Genomic DNA, 18,420 nt, shown 5'->3' with positions numbered 1-18,420 from the left:
CGGACGCGGGGACCGCCGGTTCGCCGGCCGGCGCGCTGAGCGCCCCGGACACCGGTCGACCGGAGCCGTCCCGCGCGGCGGTCGGGCGACCGGGCGCCAGCGCCCAGGTGCCGAGCGCGGCGACGAGGACGAGCAGGGCCGCGCTGGCGGCCAGCCGCCGACGACGCCGGTCGCGGCCCGCCGCCGAGGTCGCCCGCACCAGGTGCCCCGGACCGCGCGCCAGCACGCCACCGTCCGGGCCCACCGCGCCGCCGGGCACGGCCGCGCCGTCGGACTTCACGGCCGCGCCGTCCGAGGTCACGGCCGCGTCGTCGGACTTCACGGCCGCGCCGTCCGGGGTCACGGCCGCGCCGTCGGACTTCAGGGCCGCGCCGTCCGAGGCCACGGCCGCGCCGTCGGAAGTCACGGCCGGGTCGGCTGCCGGCGTGGGGTCGTCGACCGCTCCGTCCGTCGGTCCGGCGTCCCTCGTGCCGGACGGCCCGTCCGCCGGCGCCGGGCCGGTCGCCGGGTCCGTCGAGCCGGCACCCGCCGGATCGGCCTGCGCGGCAGGCGCCGCCTCGGCCCCGCCGCCGATCGCGTGGGCCTCGGCCAGTCGCGGCCACACCGTGTCGGCGACGACCAGGAAGGCCGGTGCCGTGTACGCCGACAGCAGCGCGGCCGGGCTGAGCTGTTCGCGCCGGAGCAGCCCGCACATCGCGCAGCTCTCGATGTGCCGCGAGACCCGCTTGCGCAGCGTCGGGGTGAGCCGGCCCTGCCAGCCGTCGATCAGGTCGGCGAGGGTCGGGCAGTCCCGGGCCCCGGTGCGGGCCACCAGCAGCGCCCCCAGCGCCCGTTCGAGCTGCGAGCGGGCGCGCGACAGGCGGGCGTGGGCGTGGTTCGCGGGCACTCCGAGGGCCGCGCCGATGTCGGCGGACGACAGGTCGTGGCGGATGGCCAGGTGCACCACCTCGCGGTCACCCGGGTTCAGCGCGGCGACCGCGACGTGCACCAGGTCGCGTACCTGGGCGGCGTTGACGCCCGCGCCAGGGTCGGCGACGTCGGCCACCGGCTCGTCGGCCTCGTCCAGCGGCAGCGAGCGGGACCGTTCCCGGAGCTGCCGCAGGCACTCGCTGCGCACGATGGCGTACAACCAGGAGCGCAGCCGGTCGGGCTCCCGGAGCTGGTCGATGCGCTGGCTGGCGGTGAGGAACGCGTCGTGCACGGCGTCCGCGGCGGCTTCCGGCTCGCGCAGCATGGTCCGGGCGTACGTGTACAGCCGGTCGGCGTACCGCCGGTACATGCCCTCCAGCCCGGCCCGCTCACCGCGGCGCACCGCCTCGACCAGTGTGGAGTCGTCCTGTGCCGCCGTGTCCATCCGTGTCCCTCGCTGATCGTCGACGGGTCCAGTAAAGCGGCGGAATTTTTTTCTCCGCAGTTTCTGTTGGCATCCCGACCCGCCCCGACTCCTACCGGTGTCATCGCGACGAACAACCCGAAGGGGAGACACCATGCGAGAAGGATCGAAGCACATCCGGTCGGCGCGTCGGACGGCCACCGTGGGCGGGGCCGCGCTGAGCGCGCTCGTGCTCGGCCAGCTTGCCCTCGCCGGGCCGGTGGCGGCGGTGCCCGGCCTGACCGCCAGGACGACCACCGGCCCCAGCAACAGCAGCGCGAAGACGCAGAACACGACCTGCCCGGCCGGCACCAAGGTCATCGGCGGCGGCGGCGCGATCACCGGTACCGGCCTCGGGCAGGTCGGCATGGACATCATGCGTCCGCTGATCGGCGGCGACGCGTACTCGGTGACCGGCCGGGAGGACGAGAACGGCGTCGGCGGCAACTGGGCGGTCACGTCGAACGCGATCTGCGCCACGCCGCCCGCCGGCCTGGTGACGGTCTCCGGCAGCTCGGCGCCCAGCTTCGGCACGTCGAACTGGTTCGAGAAGTCCTGCCCGGCCGGCAAGCACGCCATCGGCGTCGGTGGCGCGGTCGTCGGGGCGGCGAACAGCGAGGTCGTCCTGGAGGACCTGCGCATCCACCAGAACAGCGTCGTGGTGGCGGGTGCCGAGGACGGCACCGGATTCGCCGGCAGCTGGTGGCTGGACGCGGTCGCGATCTGCGCCGACCCACTGCCCGGCGAGCAGCGCGTCATCGACGACAGCATCTACAGTTCCACCGCCACCCGGTCGATCACGGCCACCTGCCCGGCCGGCACCCGGGTGCACGGGGTGGGCGGCGAGATCGTCGGCGGCGAAGGGCAGGTGCGCCTGACCCAGATGCGGGCCACCACCTCGACCGTCGTGACCGTCTCCGCCGCCGAGGACGAGAACGGCTTCAGCGGCAACTGGAAGGTGCGCGCGTACGCCGTCTGCGCGAACTGATTCGCCGGTACCCATGGTCCCGCGCCGGTCGTCCGGCGCGGGACCACCGGGGCACCGGGTCGATCGAGATCGGCTTCGCGCGTCTCCGCCGGGCAGTCACGAAATTGGCAACGGCGCCACGGAGCTCGTTGATAGGTTGCCGGCGACGAGCGGAGGACGGCGGGACGACGGTCGGGTTGAGCCGCGGCCGGTGTCCGATCGTGGCGATCAGCCAGACTGGAGGTCTCCAGCAATGACCCGCAAGACCTATCAGGTCATCGTGCGCGGCAAGTTCGCGTCGCTCAGTGACGAGCAGCGGGCCGCGCTGCTCGCCGAGGCCGACGAACACGACGTGTTCCGGGCCCGTTTCACCGAGGAGGGCACCGTGACCTACGAGCGGTCCCTGCTCAGTTCGTTCACCTTCCGCTGCGTCGTCCCGGCCAGCGAGGACGACCACGAAGAGGTCGTGATCGGCAAGGCGGAAGCGCTCGCCGCAGCCGCCGTCCGAGGACTCGGGGTCGACTACCGCGACCTCACGTCGGTGTCGACTGACCTCGACAGCATCAAGGTCCGACAGCGGGGACGGTGACGCCTGCCGCCGTCCGACGCAGTCATCACCTCGGTGATCCGCACGGGCAGCCGCGCCCGAAGGTCGCGGACGTAGTGCCCCCCGCTGCGAGCGCAGGCAGGTGCAGTGCCGGACTAATCGGTTGGCACCGTACGGCCTCACCGCACTACCGTGCCGGTCGTGCCCATCCACGATGACGAGGTCCGAGTCACCGTCGGTCAGATGCGCCGCCTGGTGACGGCCCAGTGCCCGCAGTGGGCCGACCTTCCCGTGACGACCCTGACCGACGAGTTGGAGGGCACCGACCACGTCCTGTTCCGGATCGGCGACGACCTCGTCGCCCGTATGCCAAAGATCGCCTGGGCGGTGGACCAGGCCGGTTCCGATGCGCGGTGGCTGCCCGTGCTGGCGCCTCACCTGCCGGTGCGGATCCCCGTTCCGCTGTACGTCGGCGAGCCGGACGCGGGCTACCCGTGGCGGTGGACGGTGGTGCCGTGGGTCCCGGGCGAGACCCCGCCCCGGCTCGGCTGCGACGACGCACCCCTGGCCCGCGACGTGGCGGCCTTCGTCCACGCCCTGCAGCGGGTGGATCCTGCCGGCGGTCCGGTCAAGCCACCGGGTTCCCGCGGGTCCGCCCTGCGCCACGTCGACGCGGACGTCCGCCGGGTGCTGCCCCGCCTCGCCGAGCATGACGACGGCTTCGACGTGGCCGACGCCGAGGCCGCCTGGGAGGCCTGCCTCGCCGCTCCCGACTGGGACCGTGACCCCGTGTGGATCCACGGCGACCTTCAGCCGGGCAATCTGATCACCGACGCCGGCCGGCTGGCCGCGGTCGTCGACTTCGGCGCACTCGGGGTCGGCGACCCGGCACCGGACGTGGCGCCGGCGCTGTGGACCTTCACCGGCGCGGCCCGGGACGCGTACCGGGAGGCGGTCGGATACGACGACGCCACCTGGCACCGCGCCTGCGGCTGGGCCCTCGCACCGTCGTTGACCGGCATCGACTACTACCGGCACAGCTTTCCCCGGATGGCCGAGCACGGGCGCCGGATGGTCCGCGCGGTGATCGCCGAACTCGTGTGAGCGCGACCACCCCGCCAGGTGGCTCCACGCTCACCGACGCGCTGATCCCCTTCGCCCCGCCTCGCAAGCGGTGCGTCGGTCCGCTGGCCTAGGGTCCCTGGGGTGACCATGAGCGCGCAGGACGTCGTGGGCGTGATCGAGTCGGACCCGGGGGCGATGAGAGTCCTTCGGGCTGCGGCCGGCCTTGGAATACCGGACTGGTGGATCGGTGCCGGATTCGTACGCAACCGCGTCTGGGACGTGATCAGCAACCTCCCGGTCTTGCCGGAGCGCGACGTGGATGTCGCCTACTTCGACCCGGAGAAGCTGGACCCACGCGAGGACGCACGCGCCGAAGCTCAGGCCGTGGCAGCCCTGCCCGGGGTGCCGTGGGAGATCCGTAATCAGGCACGGATGCATCTGCGCAACGGCGATGAGCCCTACACGTCCGTCCTGGACGCGATATCGCGCTGGCCCGAAACGGCGACGTGCGTCGCGGTTACTCTCCGGGGTGACTCGGTTCGCCTGGTGTCCTGCCACGGGCTGGCCGACCTTGTGGGGATGGTCGTCCGCCCCTCTCCGGCCTTCGACAACGCCGCGGGCCGCGCGACGGTACGGCGCCGCGTGCAGGCCAAGGGATGGCTCGACCGATGGGCCGGACTGCGGCTGGAGCTCTAGCGCTCACGCCAGGCGGAGGAGGGGTGACCCCACGACGGGACGTCGACAGATTCGAGCCGCTCGACAGCCGGGCCGCCGCGGACCGCTGACGTGGGCCGAGCAGACGGCCTCGTCGCCAGTTCCGATCGACTCGCGAGCGAACCTGAGAAGGGCCCGGGTCCGCTCCCCATGATCAGACGCACTCATCCCGGCGCGTACGCGTGCCTACGCCTTCCGGCCGTGGCCGGCAGGCCCCCCGCTACTTCGGTGGCGGCGATGTCGGTCGGTGCGGGTCGGGTCGACGGCTACCGCGTTTACTCGGTGGCGGGCTGGCGGGCCGCCGCGCAGGATGACCCGGTGGCATCGCCCGAGATGGTGTTATCCGATCTTCGTGACGCGTGGAGCCCTGCGCTGGCGGGTGGGCTCATGGGCCTGTACGTGCACGGCTCGCTGGTAGCCGGTGACTTCGCCGCGGATCGCAGTGATCTTGATCTGCTCGCGGTACTCGACAGCGACCCGGACGAGAACCTCCTCGCCGTGCTCGCGGGACTGCACACAGACCTCGACCGGCGACACCCGCGGTGGGCCGGCAGGATCGAGGTGGAATACGTGTCACTGGCTGCCGCGCGCGACGCGGCGCACGGTGGCACCGGCCGGGACCATGTCATTGCCCGGATCAGCCCCGGCGAAGTGCTGCATCTGTTACCTGCCACCACCCACCGCCTCGTGACCTGGGCCGCCGTCCGCGACCACGGCCGCAGCCTGCTGGGCCCCCCGGCCGACATCCTGCTACCCGCCGTCGACCCCAACCGCGTCCGCTCGGCTCTGCTGGACCACATCCGCGACTGGCCGGCCTGGGTGACCCGGATGAACACCTCCGGGGCCCAGTCCTACGCGGTGCTCACCCTCTGCCGGGCCTTCCAACGCCTCAAGAACGGCCAGCAACTGTCCAAGCGGCAGGCCGCCGACAGGACCATCACCGCCCGCCCCCGATGGGCGCACCTGATCATCTGGGCACGTGACTGGTGGTACGACTCCGGCCCGGACACCGACCCCGGCAGGGCCGACGACGTCCGGGCGTTCGTGAACGAACTCAGCGCCACGATCCTGGCCTCGGAGCCTGCCACGCACGTCGGCCTCAGCCGGTGACTGCCGGTCAAGGAGCCTGCTGTTCTCGGCAGTGACGCTCAATCGGCGGCAGAACTGCGCACCGGGCCGCCGACAACCCCACTGCTCGAACGCGTCCCTAGACCGCTCGAACCTCGGCGAGCCTTCTGACCGCGTACTCGTCGTCCCAGCAGACGGCGGCTTCCCATGCGGCCGACGCCTGTCCGGCGATGTCGAGCGCACCGTCGTCAAGGTCGGCGGCGTTGCCGGGCAGCACGAGGTCGAGGTCGGGGACGTCGACGTGCGACTCGTCCCAGTCGATCAGCGCGACCCGACTCGCGGTCATGCGGACGTTGCCAGGGTTGTTGGGGTTGCCGTGGACGACGCATGTCTGGCGCCCGGTGAGCCGCGCCCACGCCGCTCGGCAGCGAGCGACGCTCTCCGGGGGCATCGCGCCGAGGTCGATCCTCGTCCCGGTCTCGGCGTGCAGGAGGTCGGTCGACGATCGCCAGCCTGGCCGCTGCGGCCAGCCCCGCGTCAGCCGATGCAACTCGCGACGTCTCGTCGGCGGCTGACCTGCCACCCCTCGATCGCCGGCGCGGTCGCGCCCCAGTGGCGGAACTGCGTCGCACGTCAACTGTCGGACGACCCCTGTCCTCCGTCGACTGATCCGCGACACGTCAGAGCGCTGATCGCGACAATGAGGGCGCGCCGGTACGGAGGCCATGATCTCGACGAGCACGGGTGCTTCACGGTCATGGGTGCCGAGCGGCGGGAGTCTGAGGACGTTTCCGGCACGGTGTCGGATCCGCCTCGGGTCGTTCGTAGAACAGGTAAGGGCAGCCGGCCGGGCAAGGCAGTCGGAGACGGCCCGAGACTTGATCTAGTTCGATCGACCATCGCGAGGTAACGGCATGGGCAAGCTCATCTACGTGACGAACGTGTCGCTTGACGGCTACATCGAGGACGAACGGGGCGCGTTCGACTGGTTTCCGATCGGCGACGAGGTGTTCGCGTTCCACACCGACCTCCTGCGGTCCGTGGACACGTGTCTCTACGGGCGGCGCCTGTACGAGGCGATGGCCGTCTGGGAGACCGACGCCGCTCTGGCCGCGCAGTCCGATCTCATGGCCGACTTCGCGAGCGCCTGGCAGGCGGCGAGCAAAGTCGTGTACTCCACGACCCTCGCCGCGGTGTCGACTGCCGACACCCGACTCGAACGCCGTTTCGACGCCGCCGCGGTGCGCGAACTGAAGGCCACGGCCAGCAGCGATCTCACCGTAGGAGGCGCGAACCTCGCGACGCGGGCTTTCGAGGCCGGGCTGGTCGACGAGTGCCGGTTGTTCGTCCTGCCCGTTGTCGTCGGCGGGGGCAAGCCAGGGCTGCCGACGGGCATGCGCGCCGACCTTGAGCTCCTCGATGAGCGCCGCTTCCGAAACGGCGTCGTACACCTCCGCTACCGCCCTCTCGGACAGTGATCGACAGCCCTGTGCGATCGCTGGCGCTCGCATGACACGCGTAGCGCTGACGACTGGCGGACGGCGGCAGGTCCGGATGCTGTCGCCGGACGGCGAACGAACAAGGGTCTGGCACACTCAGCGGCGTGTTGGTCACCATCACGCTACGAAACGTCGGCACCGCTGCCATCACGGTTGGACTGCTCGTCGCCGTGCTGACCCTCGGGACCGCCAGCAACCGTCCATTCATCCTCGCTGGACTGCTCGTCCTCGTGGGCACTGGCCTGCGGTTGGAGGCTGCCGTCCGCGCTCGCAACACGCGCCACCAGGACACCAGCCACTGATCTTCATGGCAGTGCACGCAACATGACGATGTGGGCGCGGCCGAGACGGCCGAGACGGACGACTCCGCGCCGGGCGCTGCCGACTTCTCCGGTGCACTGCTGTGGCACCCGCTCGGCGTCCGACCCGTACACGTCATGGATGCGCACCTTGGGACGCTCGTTCCTCAGGTGGCCTCTTCCCCGCAGCCAGCCGAGGAAGCGTTGATGCAGCGCCCCCGCCGGCACCGAGGCCAGATCCTCGGAGGCGCCCACCAGTTGGGCACCCGGGCAGAGGGCCACGGAAATCGGCTTCAGATCGGCGGCACCGGGCCGTGCGTGCTCACGCGTGGCCTCCCCAACAGCGCCGCCGTCACTGCGATGATGACCGGATGCCGCTGTACGAGATGACGTCCAACGTGCTGGAGCCGGTGCCGTCCACCACCTTCACGGCGGAGCAAGTGCTGGAGCGGGCTGACCTGCAGCGGCTGCTTCGCGCGCGAATCGACATGATCGTCGACGGCGTGATGGTCGTGGCTGAGGAGTTCGGAGCCTTCACCGATGCTCGACGCCGTGTCGACCTGCTGGGGGTCGACCGCAGTGGCCGACTGGTCGTCATCGAGCTCAAGCGCACCAACGACGGCGGTCACGTGGAACTTCAGGCGCTGCGGTATGCCGCGATGGTGTCCGTCATGACCTTTGACGACCTCGTCGAACATCACGAGCACTATCTGGCCCAGGTCGAACCCGAAGCGGTCGACGAAGCCCGGTCCAGACTGGCGGAATTCCTCGAGGACACCGGCGGGGAGGAGACGGTGCTCAGCCGCGAAGTACGCCTGGTACTCGTGGCTGCCGGGTTCGACCGTGAGATCACCACGACTGTGCTCTGGCTGACCGACGTGTACGGACTTGACATCCGTTGCGTGAAGCTCACGCCGTACAAGGTCGCCGAAAGGCTGCTGCTGGACGTGCAGCAGATCATCCCGCTGCCCGAGGCCGGCGAACTGACCGTCCAGATCCGTCGTAAGCAGAGCCAGGCCCGGGCGGTCAGTGCCGATGGCCGCGACTGGACCCAGTACGAGATCGTCACTCCCGAAGGCCGCAGTCGTCCTCTGCGCAAGCGCTGGGCCGTGCTCACCATGGCGACAGCCCTACACAAGGCAGGAATTACCGCCCAACAGCTGAGCACCGCCATCCCACGCTCGAGATTCCTGCCAGTCGAGGGCCTGCTGAGCGGTGAAGAACTCGCCAAGGCGTTCCTAGCGACCTACCCGGGATCCACCAAACGCCTCGGCCGTTGGTTCCTCGACGCACCCCTGCACGATCAAGGACGCACCTGGGTCGTCTCCAAGATGTGGGGCACCAATACCGAGCCTGTCCTCGACCGACTCATCGCCTTGGCGCCAAGCCCCGAATTCAGCTATGAGCCGCTGGAGCCGGGTGCGGCTTGAGCGGTCCGCCACCACCGCACCTGGGAAGTCTCCGCACGTGGCGCGGATCGCGGCACAAGCAAGAAGGTAAACGAGGAACGCTGCTCCGAGCGGCCCGCAGGCACAACGGGCGGTCCAGCTCTGGCCTGGCGGTAGATTCCGCCTGTGATCCTGCCTGTCTTTCATGCGCGCCCGGAGTCCATGGGAAGCGCCCTGAGCGTTCCGCCGGCTCTGGCCAGCTGGGACACGGCTGGGTCACCTGGCCAGGTCCGCTTCGCCGCGTTTGCCGCCGACGTCCAGTCGGCCGTCGCCATGCAGTTGCGCGTCACACCGGATCCGCTCGCGCTGCGCGTGGACATCGGACTGCCGGACGAGGTGCCCCTGCTCGCGCTCAACGACCTCGACAACTACCTGTTTCCGCTCGTCCCGAAGTTGACCAAGGGCATCGGGCGGCAGTTCGCCTCGGTGTGGGCGACCAAGCGGCATGCAACGAGGTCCTCGGTCGCGGTGTGCCAGACGCACGCTGTCCAGGATCCCGGCGGGGTGTGCTCGCTGCAGGTGCACACGACTGCGTCAGCCAGTACCACCGCTTACAAGCGGCAGATCCGCGACCAGATCATCGCCGCTCCACCACTTCCCGATGGCGGTATCGCCCTCCAGCTTGCGTTCGTGGTCGGGCCCCGCCGCGCCTGGCCGAACCTGTGGAAGCCCACGATCGACTCGCTCGGCTCAATCCTGGGGAGTGACGCCGGTGCCCGCGAGTGGGACGTACGCGACGGCCGCATCACAGACCTCGGACTGCACTGCGTCATCGACCCCGCTGCGGGGAACCAGGTCACCATCGCGATCCGAGCCGACACAGTTGACAAGCAAGCGGCCCGCTGACGAGACGCCGATGCCACAGCAGCGGCGCTCAGATGATGCGGTGACGCAGGAGGGTTGCCCTGTCCCGGCGCGCCGGAGCCTACGACACCTCGTGACCCGCGTGTCTCGTCGCGGTTCACCCATCGGACATCGCTTGGCGCCGCTGCTGTCATCGGCCCGATCCCTGATCTTCGGGCCGGTGTCGGGGCTGGTGGTGATGGTGGGCGCGGCAGGTTTCGAACCTGCGACCCCTCGCTTGTAAGGCGAGTGCTCTCCCACTGAGCTACGCGCCCGGAACCCGTACGAGCGGGCCGGAGGGTGGCAAGCTTACCCTGCCCTCCACCGGCCCGGTCGTACGGCGTGCCCGGTGGGTCAGGCCGCGGCGGCGTCGGCGAGCGCCTTGCGCCAGCCCTGCTGGTCGCGCGCCTCGCCCGGCATGTTCATCTCGGCGAAGCGGACCACGCCGGCCTTGTCGATCACGAAGGTGCCCCGGTTGGCGATGCCGGCGACGTCGTTGAAGACGCCGTACGACTGGGCCACCGCGCCGTGCGGCCAGAAGTCGGCCAGCAGCGGGAACTGGTAGCCCTCCTTGTCGGCCCAGATCTTGTGGGCGTAGACGGAGTCGACGCTGACGGTCAGCACCTGGACGTCGTCGTTGACGTAGTCGTTGAGGTTGTCCCGCACCTCGCACAGCTCACCCTGGCAGATCCCGGTGAAGGCGAGGGGGTAGAAGACCAGCAGCACGGTGCGCTTGCCACGGAAGTCCGAGAGCCGGACCTCCTGGTTGTTCTGGTCCTTGAGCACGAAGTCCGGCGCCTCGGCGCCAACCTCGATCGGCATGCGAGCTCCTCAGGATGGGATCAGTTGGGCAACAGCCTGCCACACCCGGCAGCGGGCGCCGCCGGGTGACCGCCGACGTGGGCCTACTTCTTGCCCTTGGCCCCGCGGCGCAGGACGAGGCGGGCGCCGCTCCAGTCCCGGCCGGCGTTGACGGTGGAGGTCTGCTGGAGGCCGGCGGTGGGCGCGGACTCGGCGACCTCGCTCGGCTCGACGTGCCCCTCGCGCCCCGCCTTGGGCGTGAGCAGCCACACGACGCCGTTGTCGGCCAGCGGGCCGAGGGCGTCGACGAGGAGCTCGAAGAGATCACCGTCGCCGTCGCGGTACCAGACCAGCACCGCGTCGACCACCTCGTCGGTGTCCTCGTCGACCAGCTCTCCACAGCGGTCGGTCAGGGCGTCCCGGAGATCCTGGTCGACGTCGTCGTCGTACCCCATCTCCATGACGACCATCCCCGGTTCGATCCCGAACCGGTCCGCCAGGCTGCGTACCCCGTCGGCGGCCTGACCAGCGGTCGCGCTCACTGTCGCGTGCCTCCTCATCTCATCCCTGCCCGCGGCGTCGCGTCGACGCCGTCAGGCAAAGTCCACACAGTTGTGGCTCCCCGCGCAAGTGGCGCACCGGGTGGAACGGAATTTACCGTGCCAGGAGCGCGCGGGCACCCTGGGTAATTGCTTCCTCGGAGACCAGAACGTGACGGGCCGCCGGACCTAATGGTACAAACGAGTCAACTCCGGCCACCCGCCGCGCCGCCCCGACATATCCGGCGTCCACCAGGGCCGCGATGACCCCCTCGCCGACCCCGCCGGAGCGGCGGGTCTCGTCCACCACCAGCACCCGGCCGGTGGCCGCCGCCTCGCGGATGACGTCGGCCACCGGCAGCGGGGACAGCCAGCGCAGGTCCACCACCCGGGTGCCGATCCCCTCGTCGGCGAGGGTCGCCGCCGCGCGCAGCGACATCGGCACTCCGTTACCGAACGTGATGATGGTGACGTCCTCGGCGGAGCCGACGCCGTAGACGCGGGCCCGGCCGACCGGCACGTGACCGCCGGTCCACGCGCCGGGTTCGGCGTAGTGGGCCAGCCACTCACCGTCACCATCGGCGTACAGGTCGCGGGTGTGGTAGAGCGCGATCGGCTCCAGGAAGACGCAGACGGCGCCGTCCACCGCCGCGCTGGCCAGGCAGGTGCGCAGCATGGGCGCGGCGTCGTCCGGCCGCGCCGGTACGGCGATCACCAGACCCGGCACGTCCCGGAGTACGGCCACCGAGTTGTCGTTGTGGAAGTGCCCGCCGAGGCCCTCCTGGTAGGCCAGGCCCGCCACCCGCACCACCATGGGATTGCGGAACGCGCCCTGCGAGAAGAACTGCATCGTGGCGGCCTCGCCGCGCAGCTGGTCCTCGGCGTTGTGCAGGTACGCCAGGTACTGGATCTCGGGCACGGGCAGCATCCCGGCCAGCCCGGCACCGAGCCCCAGCCCGAGGATCGAGGTCTCGTCGAGCAGCGTGTCGAAGACCCGGGCCGCGCCGAAGCGGTCCCGCAGCCCCCCGGTCACCCCGTGCACGCCACCCTTGGCGCCGACGTCCTCGCCGAACACGGCCATCTGCGGGTGGTCGAGCATCCCGTCGGCGAGCGCGGCGTTGATGCTCTGCGCCAGCGTCAGCGGGCCGGCCAGCTCGGGCGGCTCGCCACCGAACGCCTCCGTCCGGGCGGCGGCGCCGGGGCCGGCGGCGTGGGCCGCCGCGTCGGCCACCGCCCGGGCGAGCCGTGCGGGCCGGCGGGGGGCCAGCGGGGCCACCACCTCCGCGGGCGCGGTCAGCTTCGGCTCGTCCAGCACCTCCTCGGCGATCCGGCGCACCTGCCAGCCGATCTCGTCGTAGCGGGCCAGCAGTTCCTCGCCGGTGGCGACCCCGGCCGCCACCAGCAACCGCGCGGTGCCGGCCAGCGGGTCGCGGTCGAGGTCGGCGGCGATCTCCCCGGTGCTGCGGTAGGCGGTCTCGGCGTCCGTGCCGGCGTGCCCCATCAGCCGCACGGTCGACAGGTGCAGCACGGCGGGACGGCGGTGCCGGCGCACCCAGGCCGCCGCCTCGGCCCCGACCTCGTACGCCCGCACCAGGTCGTCGCCGTCGGCGGCGAAGTAGCGGACACCCGGCTTGGACCGCAGCGTCGTCTGCACCCACCCCTTCGGGGAGCGGACGCTGATGCCGAAGCCGTTGTCCTCGCAGACGAAGAGCACCGGGATGCGCAGGCCGGTGTGGTCGTACCAGCCGGCGGTGTTGAACGCGGCGGTGGCGCTGGCGTGGTTGACCGAGGCGTCGCCGAACGAACAGACCACGATGGCGTCCGGCGGCCAGGGCGCCTGCGCGCCGGCGTCGCGCCGGCCGGAGGTCTCCCGCCGGCGGAGCCGTTCCACCGCCAGCCCCATCCCGACGGCGCGGGGCAGGTGCGAGGCGATGGTGGAGGTGGTCGGGACGACGGCCAGGTCGGCGCGGCCGAAGACCTTGTGCCGCCCGCCGGCGATCGGCTCGCGGCTGGAGGCGACCATGCCCCGCAGGACGTCGCGGGCCGCGTCGGCGTACCCCCGGGCCAGCGGCCGGTCCACGACGGACCCGGCGCCGCCGGCCGACTGGTCCTCGTCGAGGGCGTGCGGCCCGGAACCGTCGCTGGACCCCGCGGGCTCCGCCTCGGCGTCGGCCGGTCGGTCGGTCGCCCTCGGCCCGGTCGCGGGCGTGTCGGCCGGCGTCGGCCCGGCGGCCTGGGCGGCGCGGACGCAGTAGAAGGCCCCCGAGCGGTAGTGCAGCAGCGCGGGGTCCGTGGCACGCAGCGCGGCGGCGACCGCGGCGTTGCCCTCGTGGCCCGCGGAGCCGACCGTGTGGAAGCCCTCGCCGAAGCTGCTCAGCCAACGCCCGGCCAGGTCGAGCTGGCGGCTGGTGGCCTGCGCGTCGAAGAGGTCCAACGCCCGTGCGCCGGTCAACGTCGTGTCGTCGGTGACCGGCCGTGCCGGGTCACGCCGCTGCGGCGGGGTGGCCAGCGCGGCCAGCGTCTCCCGGAACCGGTCGTCGAGATCTTGCGGGGTGGTCACGTCGGACAGCATTACCGACGAGCGGCCCGCGCGCCCACTCGGACACGGACGTCGCGGTGTGGATCAGTCGTCGTCGCACCGCTCGGGGCAGCCACCGTCGGAGATCTTCCAGACCAGCTCGCGCAGGGTCGCCAGCTCCCACGCGGTGAGCCCGGCGAGCAGCCGGGAGTCCGACATGACCTGTCGCACCCGGGCCCGCACCTGCCGCCCCGGCCCGGTCACCACCAGCGTCTTCAGCCTGCGGTCGGCGGGGTCGGCGCGTCGCTCGACGAGCCCGGCCCGCTCCAGCTTGTCGACCAGGGCCGTCACGTTGGAACGGTCGCAGCCCAGCCCTTCGGCGAGGTCGCGGGCCGGCAGCGGGCGGTCGGGATCCAGCTCGTGCAGCGCCCGTGCGGTCGCGGGGGTCAGCCCCAGCCCGGCGATCTCCGCGTCCTGGTGGTGGCGCAGCGCGGCGGCGACATGGGTGATGCGACGCACCACGTCGCCGGCGAGCGCCGCGCGGTCGGCGGGATCCGGCGGGTCGGAGGAGACGGTGTGCGGCGCCATGGCAGACATCGTACTCACGTCAACAGTTCAGCAGCTCCACCATCTGCCGGCCCGCCGGACGGGCGGTCAGCCGGGGAGGAAGGAGAAGCGGACGGTACGGGTGGGGTTGTCGCCGTTGGGGTCGACCAGACAGACCGACTGCCAGGTGCCGAGCGCCAACCGCCCGTCGATCACCGGCAGCGTCGCGTACGGGGGCACGAACGCCGGCAGCACGTGGTCCCGCCCGTGGCCGGGCGAGCCGTGCCGGTGCCGCCAGCGGTCGTCGGTGGGCAGCAGGTCGTCGAGCGCGGCGAGCAGGTCGTCGTCGGAACCGGAGCCGGTCTCGATGATCGCCAGCCCGGCGGTGGCGTGCGGCACGAAGACGTGCAGCAGGCCGTCGCCCTGCCCCGCGACGAACCGCCCGGCCTCCGCCGTGATGTCCCGGACGGTCGGCCGCGCCCCGGTCTGGACGGTGATCACCTCACTGCGCATACGACGCATTCTGCCCGAGGGGGTCGCCGGCCGCCCACTTCCCACCGGGCGGCCCCGTTGCGCAAAGTTACCGACGGGTACCTGTGTCGCGCGTCGCGTCTCCGGGCGGTGGGCGTGACGGCGGGTGCCACCAGGAGGCAGGATGGCCCTAGAGACCTATCCCACACAGAACCGAGGGAACGCCTGTGGCTACGGAACGCAAGCGCCCGGTGATCACCGCTGGTCTGCCGAGCCAGCTTCCGGACATCGACCCTGAAGAGACCGGCGAATGGGTCGAGTCGCTCGACGGTGTCATCGACGAGCGCGGGACCAAGCGCGCCCGCTACGTCATGCTGCGCCTGCTGGAGCGGGCCCGCGAGCGCCAGGTCGGGGTGCCGTCGCTGACCACCACCGACTACATCAACACGATCCCGCCGGAGCACGAGCCGTGGTTCCCGGGCGACGAGCATGTGGAACGGCGGATCCGGGCGTACGTCCGGTGGAACGCGGCCATGCTGGTGCACCGGGCGCAGCGCCCCGAGATCGGCGTCGGCGGCCACATCTCCACCTTCGCCAGCTCGGCCTCGCTCTACGAGGTGGGCTTCAACCACTTCTTCCGCGGCAAGGACCACCCGGGCGGCGGGGACCACATCTTCTACCAGGGCCACGCCTCCCCCGGCATGTACGCGCGGGCCTTCCTGGAGGGGCGGCTCACCGAGCACCAGCTCGACGGGTTCCGCCAGGAGCTGTCGCACCCGGGCGGCGGCCTGCCGTCGTACCCGCACCCACGGCTCATGCCGGACTTCTGGGAGTTCCCCACGGTCTCCATGGGCCTGGGCGGGCTGAACGCGATCTACCAGGCGCGCTTCAACCGCTACCTGTACCACCGGGGCATCAAGGACACCTCGGACCAGCAGGTGTGGGCCTACCTGGGCGACGGCGAGATGGACGAGCCGGAGACCCTGGGCGCGATCGGCGTGGCCGCCCGCGAGGAGCTGGACAACCTCACCTTCGTGATCAACTGCAACCTCCAGCGGCTCGACGGGCCGGTGCGCGGCAACGGCAAGGTCATGCAGGAGCTGGAGGCGTTCTTCCGGGGCGCCGGCTGGAACGTCATCAAGGTGGTCTGGGGCCGCGAGTGGGACCCACTGCTCGCCGCGGACACCGACGGCGCGCTGGTCAACCTGATGAACACCACGCCCGACGGTGACTACCAGACCTACAAGGCGGAGTCCGGGGCGTACGTCCGGGAGCACTTCTTCGGCCGCGACCAGCGCACCCGCAAGATGGTCGAGCACCTCAGCGACGACGAGATCTGGAACCTCAAGCGGGGCGGGCACGACTACCGCAAGCTCTACGCGGCCTACAAGGCGGCGATGGAGCACACCGGCCAGCCGACCGTGATCCTGGCCAAGACGATCAAGGGTTGGACGCTGGGCTCGCACTTCGAGGGCCGCAACGCCACCCACCAGATGAAGAAGCTGACGCTGGAGGACCTGAAGACCTTCCGCGACCGGCTCTACCTGGACATCCCGGACAAGGCGCTGGAGGACAACCCCTACCTGCCGCCGTACTACACCCCGGGCGAGAAGTCCGACGAGATGACCTACCTCAAGGAGCGGCGCCAGCAGCTCGGCGGCTACCTGCCGTCGCGGCGCTCCGGGCAGAAGCGGCTGGCCATCCCCGGCCCGGAGCGCTTCGCCGACGTCAAGCGCGGCTCGGGCAAGCAGAAGGTGGCCACCACGATGGCCTTCGTCCGCCTGCTCAAGGACGTGATGAAGGACAAGGAGTTCGGCAAGCGCTGGGTGCCGATCATCCCGGACGAGGCCCGCACCTTCGGCATGGACTCGCTCTTCCCGACGCAGAAGATCTACTCGCCGCACGGCCAGCGCTACACCTCCGTCGACCGGGAGCTGTTCCTGTCGTACAAGGAGGCCGTCGGCGGGCAGATCCTGCACGAGGGGATCAACGAGGCCGGCTCGGTCGCGTCGTTCACGGCCGCGGGCTCGGCGTACGCCACCCACGACGAGCCGATGATCCCGATGTACATCTTCTACTCGATGTTCGGGTTCCAGCGCACCGCCGACGGGCTGTGGGCCGCCGCCGACCAGATGGCCCGGGGCTTCCTGCTCGGCGCCACCGCCGGCCGGACCACGCTCAACGGTGAGGGTCTCCAGCACGAGGACGGTCACTCGCTGCTGATCGCCGCCACCAACCCGGCGGTGGTCGCGTACGACCCGGCGTTCGCGTTCGAGATCGCGCACATCGTGGAGAACGGCCTGCACCGCATGTACGGCGAGGCGCAGGAGAACGTCTTCTACTACCTCACGATCTACAACGAGCCGATCCTGCAGCCGGCGGAGCCGGAGGGGGTCGACGTCGAGGGCGTGCTCAAGGGCATCTACCGCTACTCCCCCGCGCCGTCGGTGGGCGACGACGCGCCGAAGGCCAACGTGCTCGCCTCGGGCACCGGGATGCAGTGGGCGCTCAAGGCGCAGCAGCTGCTGGCCCAGGACTGGGGCGTGGCCGCCGACGTCTGGTCGGTGACCTCTTGGACGGAGCTGCGCCGCGACGCGGTGCTGTGCGAGGAGCACAACCTGCTCAACCCGGGCGAGGAGCAGCGGGTGCCGTACATCCAGCAGAAGCTGGCCGACGCCGAGGGCCCGAAGGTCGCGGTCAGCGACTGGATGCGCGCGGTGCCGGACCTGATCGCCCGCTGGGTGCCCGGCGACTACACCTCGCTCGGCACGGACGGGTTCGGCATGTCCGACACCCGGCACGCCCTGCGTCGGCACTTCCACGTCGACGCCGAGTCGGTCGTCGTCGCGACGCTGCGGCAGCTCGCCCTGCGCGGCACGGTGCCGGCGAACGTGCCGGCCGAGGCGGCCAAGAAGTACGCCATCGAGGACGTGAACGCGGCCCCGGTCGGCGAGACCGGCGGCGACAGCTAGGACGTACGCGGCGAAGGGCCCGGCGCATCCCGCGCCGGGCCCTTCGTCATTGCCGGACGAGCGAACCGGCGGTGGTCCCGGAGTCCCTGGCGGGGACACCGGGCCACCGCCGTCGCGGGTGACGCCAGGACGTGCCCGGCTCAGCCGACGGCGGCCAGATCGGTCAGCCGGGCGAGCGAGTCCTCCAGGTCGGCGCCGACCCTGCGCAGGCCGAGGCGGAGCAGGGCGGCCTTGACCGGACCGGCCGGCCAGCGTACGACGATGAGTCGCACGATCGTCCCGCCCTCCTCCTCGTCGGCGGTGAGCTGGACGTAGATCTCGGTGCGCGCCTCCGCTCGGGCACCGGCGCCCTTGGCACGTTCGCGCCAGCCGATCAGGGTCGGTTCCTGGTAGGCGATCACCTCGGCCTCATGCGCGGCGCCACGTCCGGCCTGGACGAGTTGTCGGCGCCCGAAGCCCTCGCCCGAGAGCACCTCGGCCGCACGGACCCCCGCCAGCCAGGCCGGCAACTGCTCGGCCCGCTGCACGACGTCCCAGACCGCTTCCACTGGCGCCATCACGTGCGCACTGCGTTCCACGAGGATCATTTCCGTCTTTCCTCCAGTGAGGACATCCCACGATATCGGCACTCTATGCGCAAATTCGGACGTACCGGGACGGGTTTGGAAAAGACACGCCGAAATCCATTGCGCTGCGGCGACGGACGGCCTATGGCGCATCGATCGACCGCACTCTAGAGTCGCGAGCACGA

General features: G+C 71.3%; 19 protein-coding genes and 1 tRNA gene. 10 read left to right on the top strand and 10 right to left on the bottom strand.

Annotated elements, in window-relative coordinates:
- The coding region (locus V6U77_RS11820) for a sigma-70 family RNA polymerase sigma factor (protein WP_334606308.1) at nucleotides 1–1,354 on the bottom strand (1,354 nt) is incomplete at its 3' end.
- A 133-nt stretch (nucleotides 1,355–1,487) separates the two neighbouring features.
- On the opposite strand from V6U77_RS11820, the gene V6U77_RS11815 reads away from it, so the two are divergent.
- The 5 genes from V6U77_RS11815 (at nucleotide 1,488) to V6U77_RS11795 (ending at nucleotide 5,775) form a co-directional block, all read left to right on the top strand.
- Nucleotides 1,488–2,360, top strand: a complete 873-nt coding sequence (locus V6U77_RS11815; protein WP_334606307.1) for a hypothetical protein — start codon at nucleotides 1,488–1,490, stop codon at nucleotides 2,358–2,360.
- Nucleotides 2,361–2,592: 232 nt separating this feature from the next.
- Nucleotides 2,593–2,928 carry a DUF6204 family protein gene (locus V6U77_RS11810; protein WP_334606306.1) on the top strand — a complete coding sequence of 112 codons (336 nt, stop codon included), beginning with the start codon at nucleotides 2,593–2,595 and terminating at the stop codon, nucleotides 2,926–2,928.
- A gap of 159 nt (nucleotides 2,929–3,087) precedes the next feature.
- Entirely contained in the window at nucleotides 3,088–3,990 is a 903-nt protein-coding gene (locus tag V6U77_RS11805; protein ID WP_334606305.1) for an aminoglycoside phosphotransferase family protein, read from the top strand.
- A 108-nt stretch (nucleotides 3,991–4,098) separates the two neighbouring features.
- Nucleotides 4,099–4,647 (top strand): nucleotidyltransferase family protein, encoded by a 549-nt coding sequence (locus V6U77_RS11800; protein ID WP_334606315.1) that lies wholly within the window; start codon nucleotides 4,099–4,101, stop codon nucleotides 4,645–4,647.
- A gap of 255 nt (nucleotides 4,648–4,902) precedes the next feature.
- Nucleotides 4,903–5,775, top strand: a complete 873-nt coding sequence (locus V6U77_RS11795) for an aminoglycoside adenylyltransferase domain-containing protein (protein ID WP_334606314.1) — start codon at nucleotides 4,903–4,905, stop codon at nucleotides 5,773–5,775.
- 97 nt (nucleotides 5,776–5,872) lie between these two features.
- Here the strand turns inward: V6U77_RS11795 and V6U77_RS11790 are convergent, their stop codons facing one another.
- On the bottom strand, nucleotides 5,873–6,460 hold the full coding sequence (locus V6U77_RS11790) for a phosphotransferase (protein ID WP_334606313.1): 588 nt from the start codon (nucleotides 6,458–6,460) through the stop codon (nucleotides 5,873–5,875).
- Nucleotides 6,461–6,647: 187 nt separating this feature from the next.
- Between V6U77_RS11790 and V6U77_RS11785 the strand changes: the two genes are divergently transcribed.
- Together V6U77_RS11785 and V6U77_RS11780 are read left to right on the top strand one after the other, a co-directional pair.
- On the top strand, nucleotides 6,648–7,211 hold the full coding sequence (locus V6U77_RS11785; protein ID WP_334606304.1) for a dihydrofolate reductase family protein: 564 nt from the start codon (nucleotides 6,648–6,650) through the stop codon (nucleotides 7,209–7,211).
- 125 nt (nucleotides 7,212–7,336) lie between these two features.
- Nucleotides 7,337–7,534: a hypothetical protein gene (locus V6U77_RS11780; protein ID WP_334606303.1), complete on the top strand. Its 198-nt coding sequence runs from the start codon at nucleotides 7,337–7,339 to the stop codon at nucleotides 7,532–7,534.
- A 3-nt stretch (nucleotides 7,535–7,537) separates the two neighbouring features.
- Here the strand turns inward: V6U77_RS11780 and V6U77_RS30045 are convergent, their stop codons facing one another.
- A complete protein-coding gene (locus V6U77_RS30045) occupies nucleotides 7,538–7,786 on the bottom strand; it encodes a hypothetical protein (RefSeq protein WP_442934418.1) in 249 nt (82 codons plus the stop codon).
- Nucleotides 7,787–7,902: 116 nt separating this feature from the next.
- Here V6U77_RS30045 and V6U77_RS11770 point away from each other — a divergent pair, with 116 nt between their 5' ends.
- Both V6U77_RS11770 and V6U77_RS11765 read left to right on the top strand, forming a co-directional pair.
- Complete coding sequence (locus tag V6U77_RS11770) at nucleotides 7,903–8,961, top strand: hypothetical protein (RefSeq protein WP_334606302.1); 1,059 nt, start codon at nucleotides 7,903–7,905, stop codon at nucleotides 8,959–8,961.
- 144 nt (nucleotides 8,962–9,105) lie between these two features.
- Nucleotides 9,106–9,825: a hypothetical protein gene (locus V6U77_RS11765; RefSeq protein ID WP_334606301.1), complete on the top strand. Its 720-nt coding sequence runs from the start codon at nucleotides 9,106–9,108 to the stop codon at nucleotides 9,823–9,825.
- Nucleotides 9,826–10,022: 197 nt separating this feature from the next.
- On the opposite strand, the gene V6U77_RS11760 is transcribed toward V6U77_RS11765, so the two are convergent.
- The 6 genes from V6U77_RS11760 to V6U77_RS11735 all read right to left on the bottom strand — a co-directional run bounded on the left by V6U77_RS11760 (nucleotide 10,023) and on the right by V6U77_RS11735 (nucleotide 14,739).
- Nucleotides 10,023–10,097 (bottom strand) — tRNA-Val (locus V6U77_RS11760).
- Nucleotides 10,098–10,176: 79 nt separating this feature from the next.
- The gene (locus V6U77_RS11755; protein ID WP_334606300.1) at nucleotides 10,177–10,644 is read right to left on the bottom strand and encodes a peroxiredoxin; all 468 of its coding nucleotides are present in this window, start codon (nucleotides 10,642–10,644) and stop codon (nucleotides 10,177–10,179) included.
- An 83-nt stretch (nucleotides 10,645–10,727) separates the two neighbouring features.
- Entirely contained in the window at nucleotides 10,728–11,165 is a 438-nt protein-coding gene (locus V6U77_RS11750) for a DUF3052 domain-containing protein (protein ID WP_121400356.1), read from the bottom strand.
- Nucleotides 11,166–11,277: 112 nt separating this feature from the next.
- Nucleotides 11,278–13,734 carry a thiamine pyrophosphate-dependent enzyme gene (locus V6U77_RS11745; protein ID WP_334606299.1) on the bottom strand — a complete coding sequence of 819 codons (2,457 nt, stop codon included), beginning with the start codon at nucleotides 13,732–13,734 and terminating at the stop codon, nucleotides 11,278–11,280.
- 51 nt (nucleotides 13,735–13,785) lie between these two features.
- The gene (locus tag V6U77_RS11740) at nucleotides 13,786–14,268 is read right to left on the bottom strand and encodes a MarR family winged helix-turn-helix transcriptional regulator (RefSeq protein ID WP_334606298.1); all 483 of its coding nucleotides are present in this window, start codon (nucleotides 14,266–14,268) and stop codon (nucleotides 13,786–13,788) included.
- Between the two features lie 66 nt (nucleotides 14,269–14,334).
- A complete protein-coding gene (locus tag V6U77_RS11735) occupies nucleotides 14,335–14,739 on the bottom strand; it encodes a YjbQ family protein (protein WP_334606297.1) in 405 nt (134 codons plus the stop codon).
- A 185-nt stretch (nucleotides 14,740–14,924) separates the two neighbouring features.
- On the opposite strand from V6U77_RS11735, the gene aceE reads away from it, so the two are divergent.
- Nucleotides 14,925–17,669, top strand: a complete 2,745-nt coding sequence (aceE, locus tag V6U77_RS11730; RefSeq protein WP_334606296.1) for a pyruvate dehydrogenase (acetyl-transferring), homodimeric type — start codon at nucleotides 14,925–14,927, stop codon at nucleotides 17,667–17,669.
- Between the two features lie 140 nt (nucleotides 17,670–17,809).
- Here the strand turns inward: aceE and V6U77_RS11725 are convergent, their stop codons facing one another.
- Entirely contained in the window at nucleotides 17,810–18,256 is a 447-nt protein-coding gene (locus V6U77_RS11725) for an SRPBCC family protein (RefSeq protein WP_250795157.1), read from the bottom strand.
- Nucleotides 18,257–18,420 lie beyond the last annotated feature (164 nt).

Source organism: Micromonospora sp. CPCC 205546, assembly GCF_036902715.1.
Lineage (GTDB): Bacteria > Actinomycetota > Actinomycetes > Mycobacteriales > Micromonosporaceae > Micromonospora.
Note: the sequence above shows the minus strand (reverse complement) of the source record. Positions and strands in the feature narration are given on the sequence as shown.

What these genes read in the sequence shown, in the direction of transcription:
- V6U77_RS11815 (WP_334606307.1), top strand. Translation starts at nt 1,488, where the DNA reads ATGCGAGAAGGATCGAAGCACATCCGGTCGGCGCGTCGGACGGCCACC.
- V6U77_RS11810 (WP_334606306.1), top strand. Translation starts at nt 2,593, where the DNA reads ATGACCCGCAAGACCTATCAGGTCATCGTGCGCGGCAAGTTCGCGTCG.
- V6U77_RS11800 (WP_334606315.1), top strand. Translation starts at nt 4,099, where the DNA reads ATGAGCGCGCAGGACGTCGTGGGCGTGATCGAGTCGGACCCGGGGGCG.
- V6U77_RS11795 (WP_334606314.1), top strand. Translation starts at nt 4,903, where the DNA reads ATGTCGGTCGGTGCGGGTCGGGTCGACGGCTACCGCGTTTACTCGGTG.
- V6U77_RS11790 (WP_334606313.1), bottom strand. Translation starts at nt 6,460, where the DNA reads ATGGCCTCCGTACCGGCGCGCCCTCATTGTCGCGATCAGCGCTCTGAC.
- V6U77_RS11785 (WP_334606304.1), top strand. Translation starts at nt 6,648, where the DNA reads ATGGGCAAGCTCATCTACGTGACGAACGTGTCGCTTGACGGCTACATC.
- V6U77_RS11770 (WP_334606302.1), top strand. Translation starts at nt 7,903, where the DNA reads ATGCCGCTGTACGAGATGACGTCCAACGTGCTGGAGCCGGTGCCGTCC.
- V6U77_RS11755 (WP_334606300.1), bottom strand. Translation starts at nt 10,644, where the DNA reads ATGCCGATCGAGGTTGGCGCCGAGGCGCCGGACTTCGTGCTCAAGGAC.
- V6U77_RS11745 (WP_334606299.1), bottom strand. Translation starts at nt 13,734, where the DNA reads ATGCTGTCCGACGTGACCACCCCGCAAGATCTCGACGACCGGTTCCGG.
- V6U77_RS11740 (WP_334606298.1), bottom strand. Translation starts at nt 14,268, where the DNA reads ATGGCGCCGCACACCGTCTCCTCCGACCCGCCGGATCCCGCCGACCGC.
- V6U77_RS11735 (WP_334606297.1), bottom strand. Translation starts at nt 14,739, where the DNA reads ATGCGCAGTGAGGTGATCACCGTCCAGACCGGGGCGCGGCCGACCGTC.
- V6U77_RS11725 (WP_250795157.1), bottom strand. Translation starts at nt 18,256, where the DNA reads ATGATCCTCGTGGAACGCAGTGCGCACGTGATGGCGCCAGTGGAAGCG.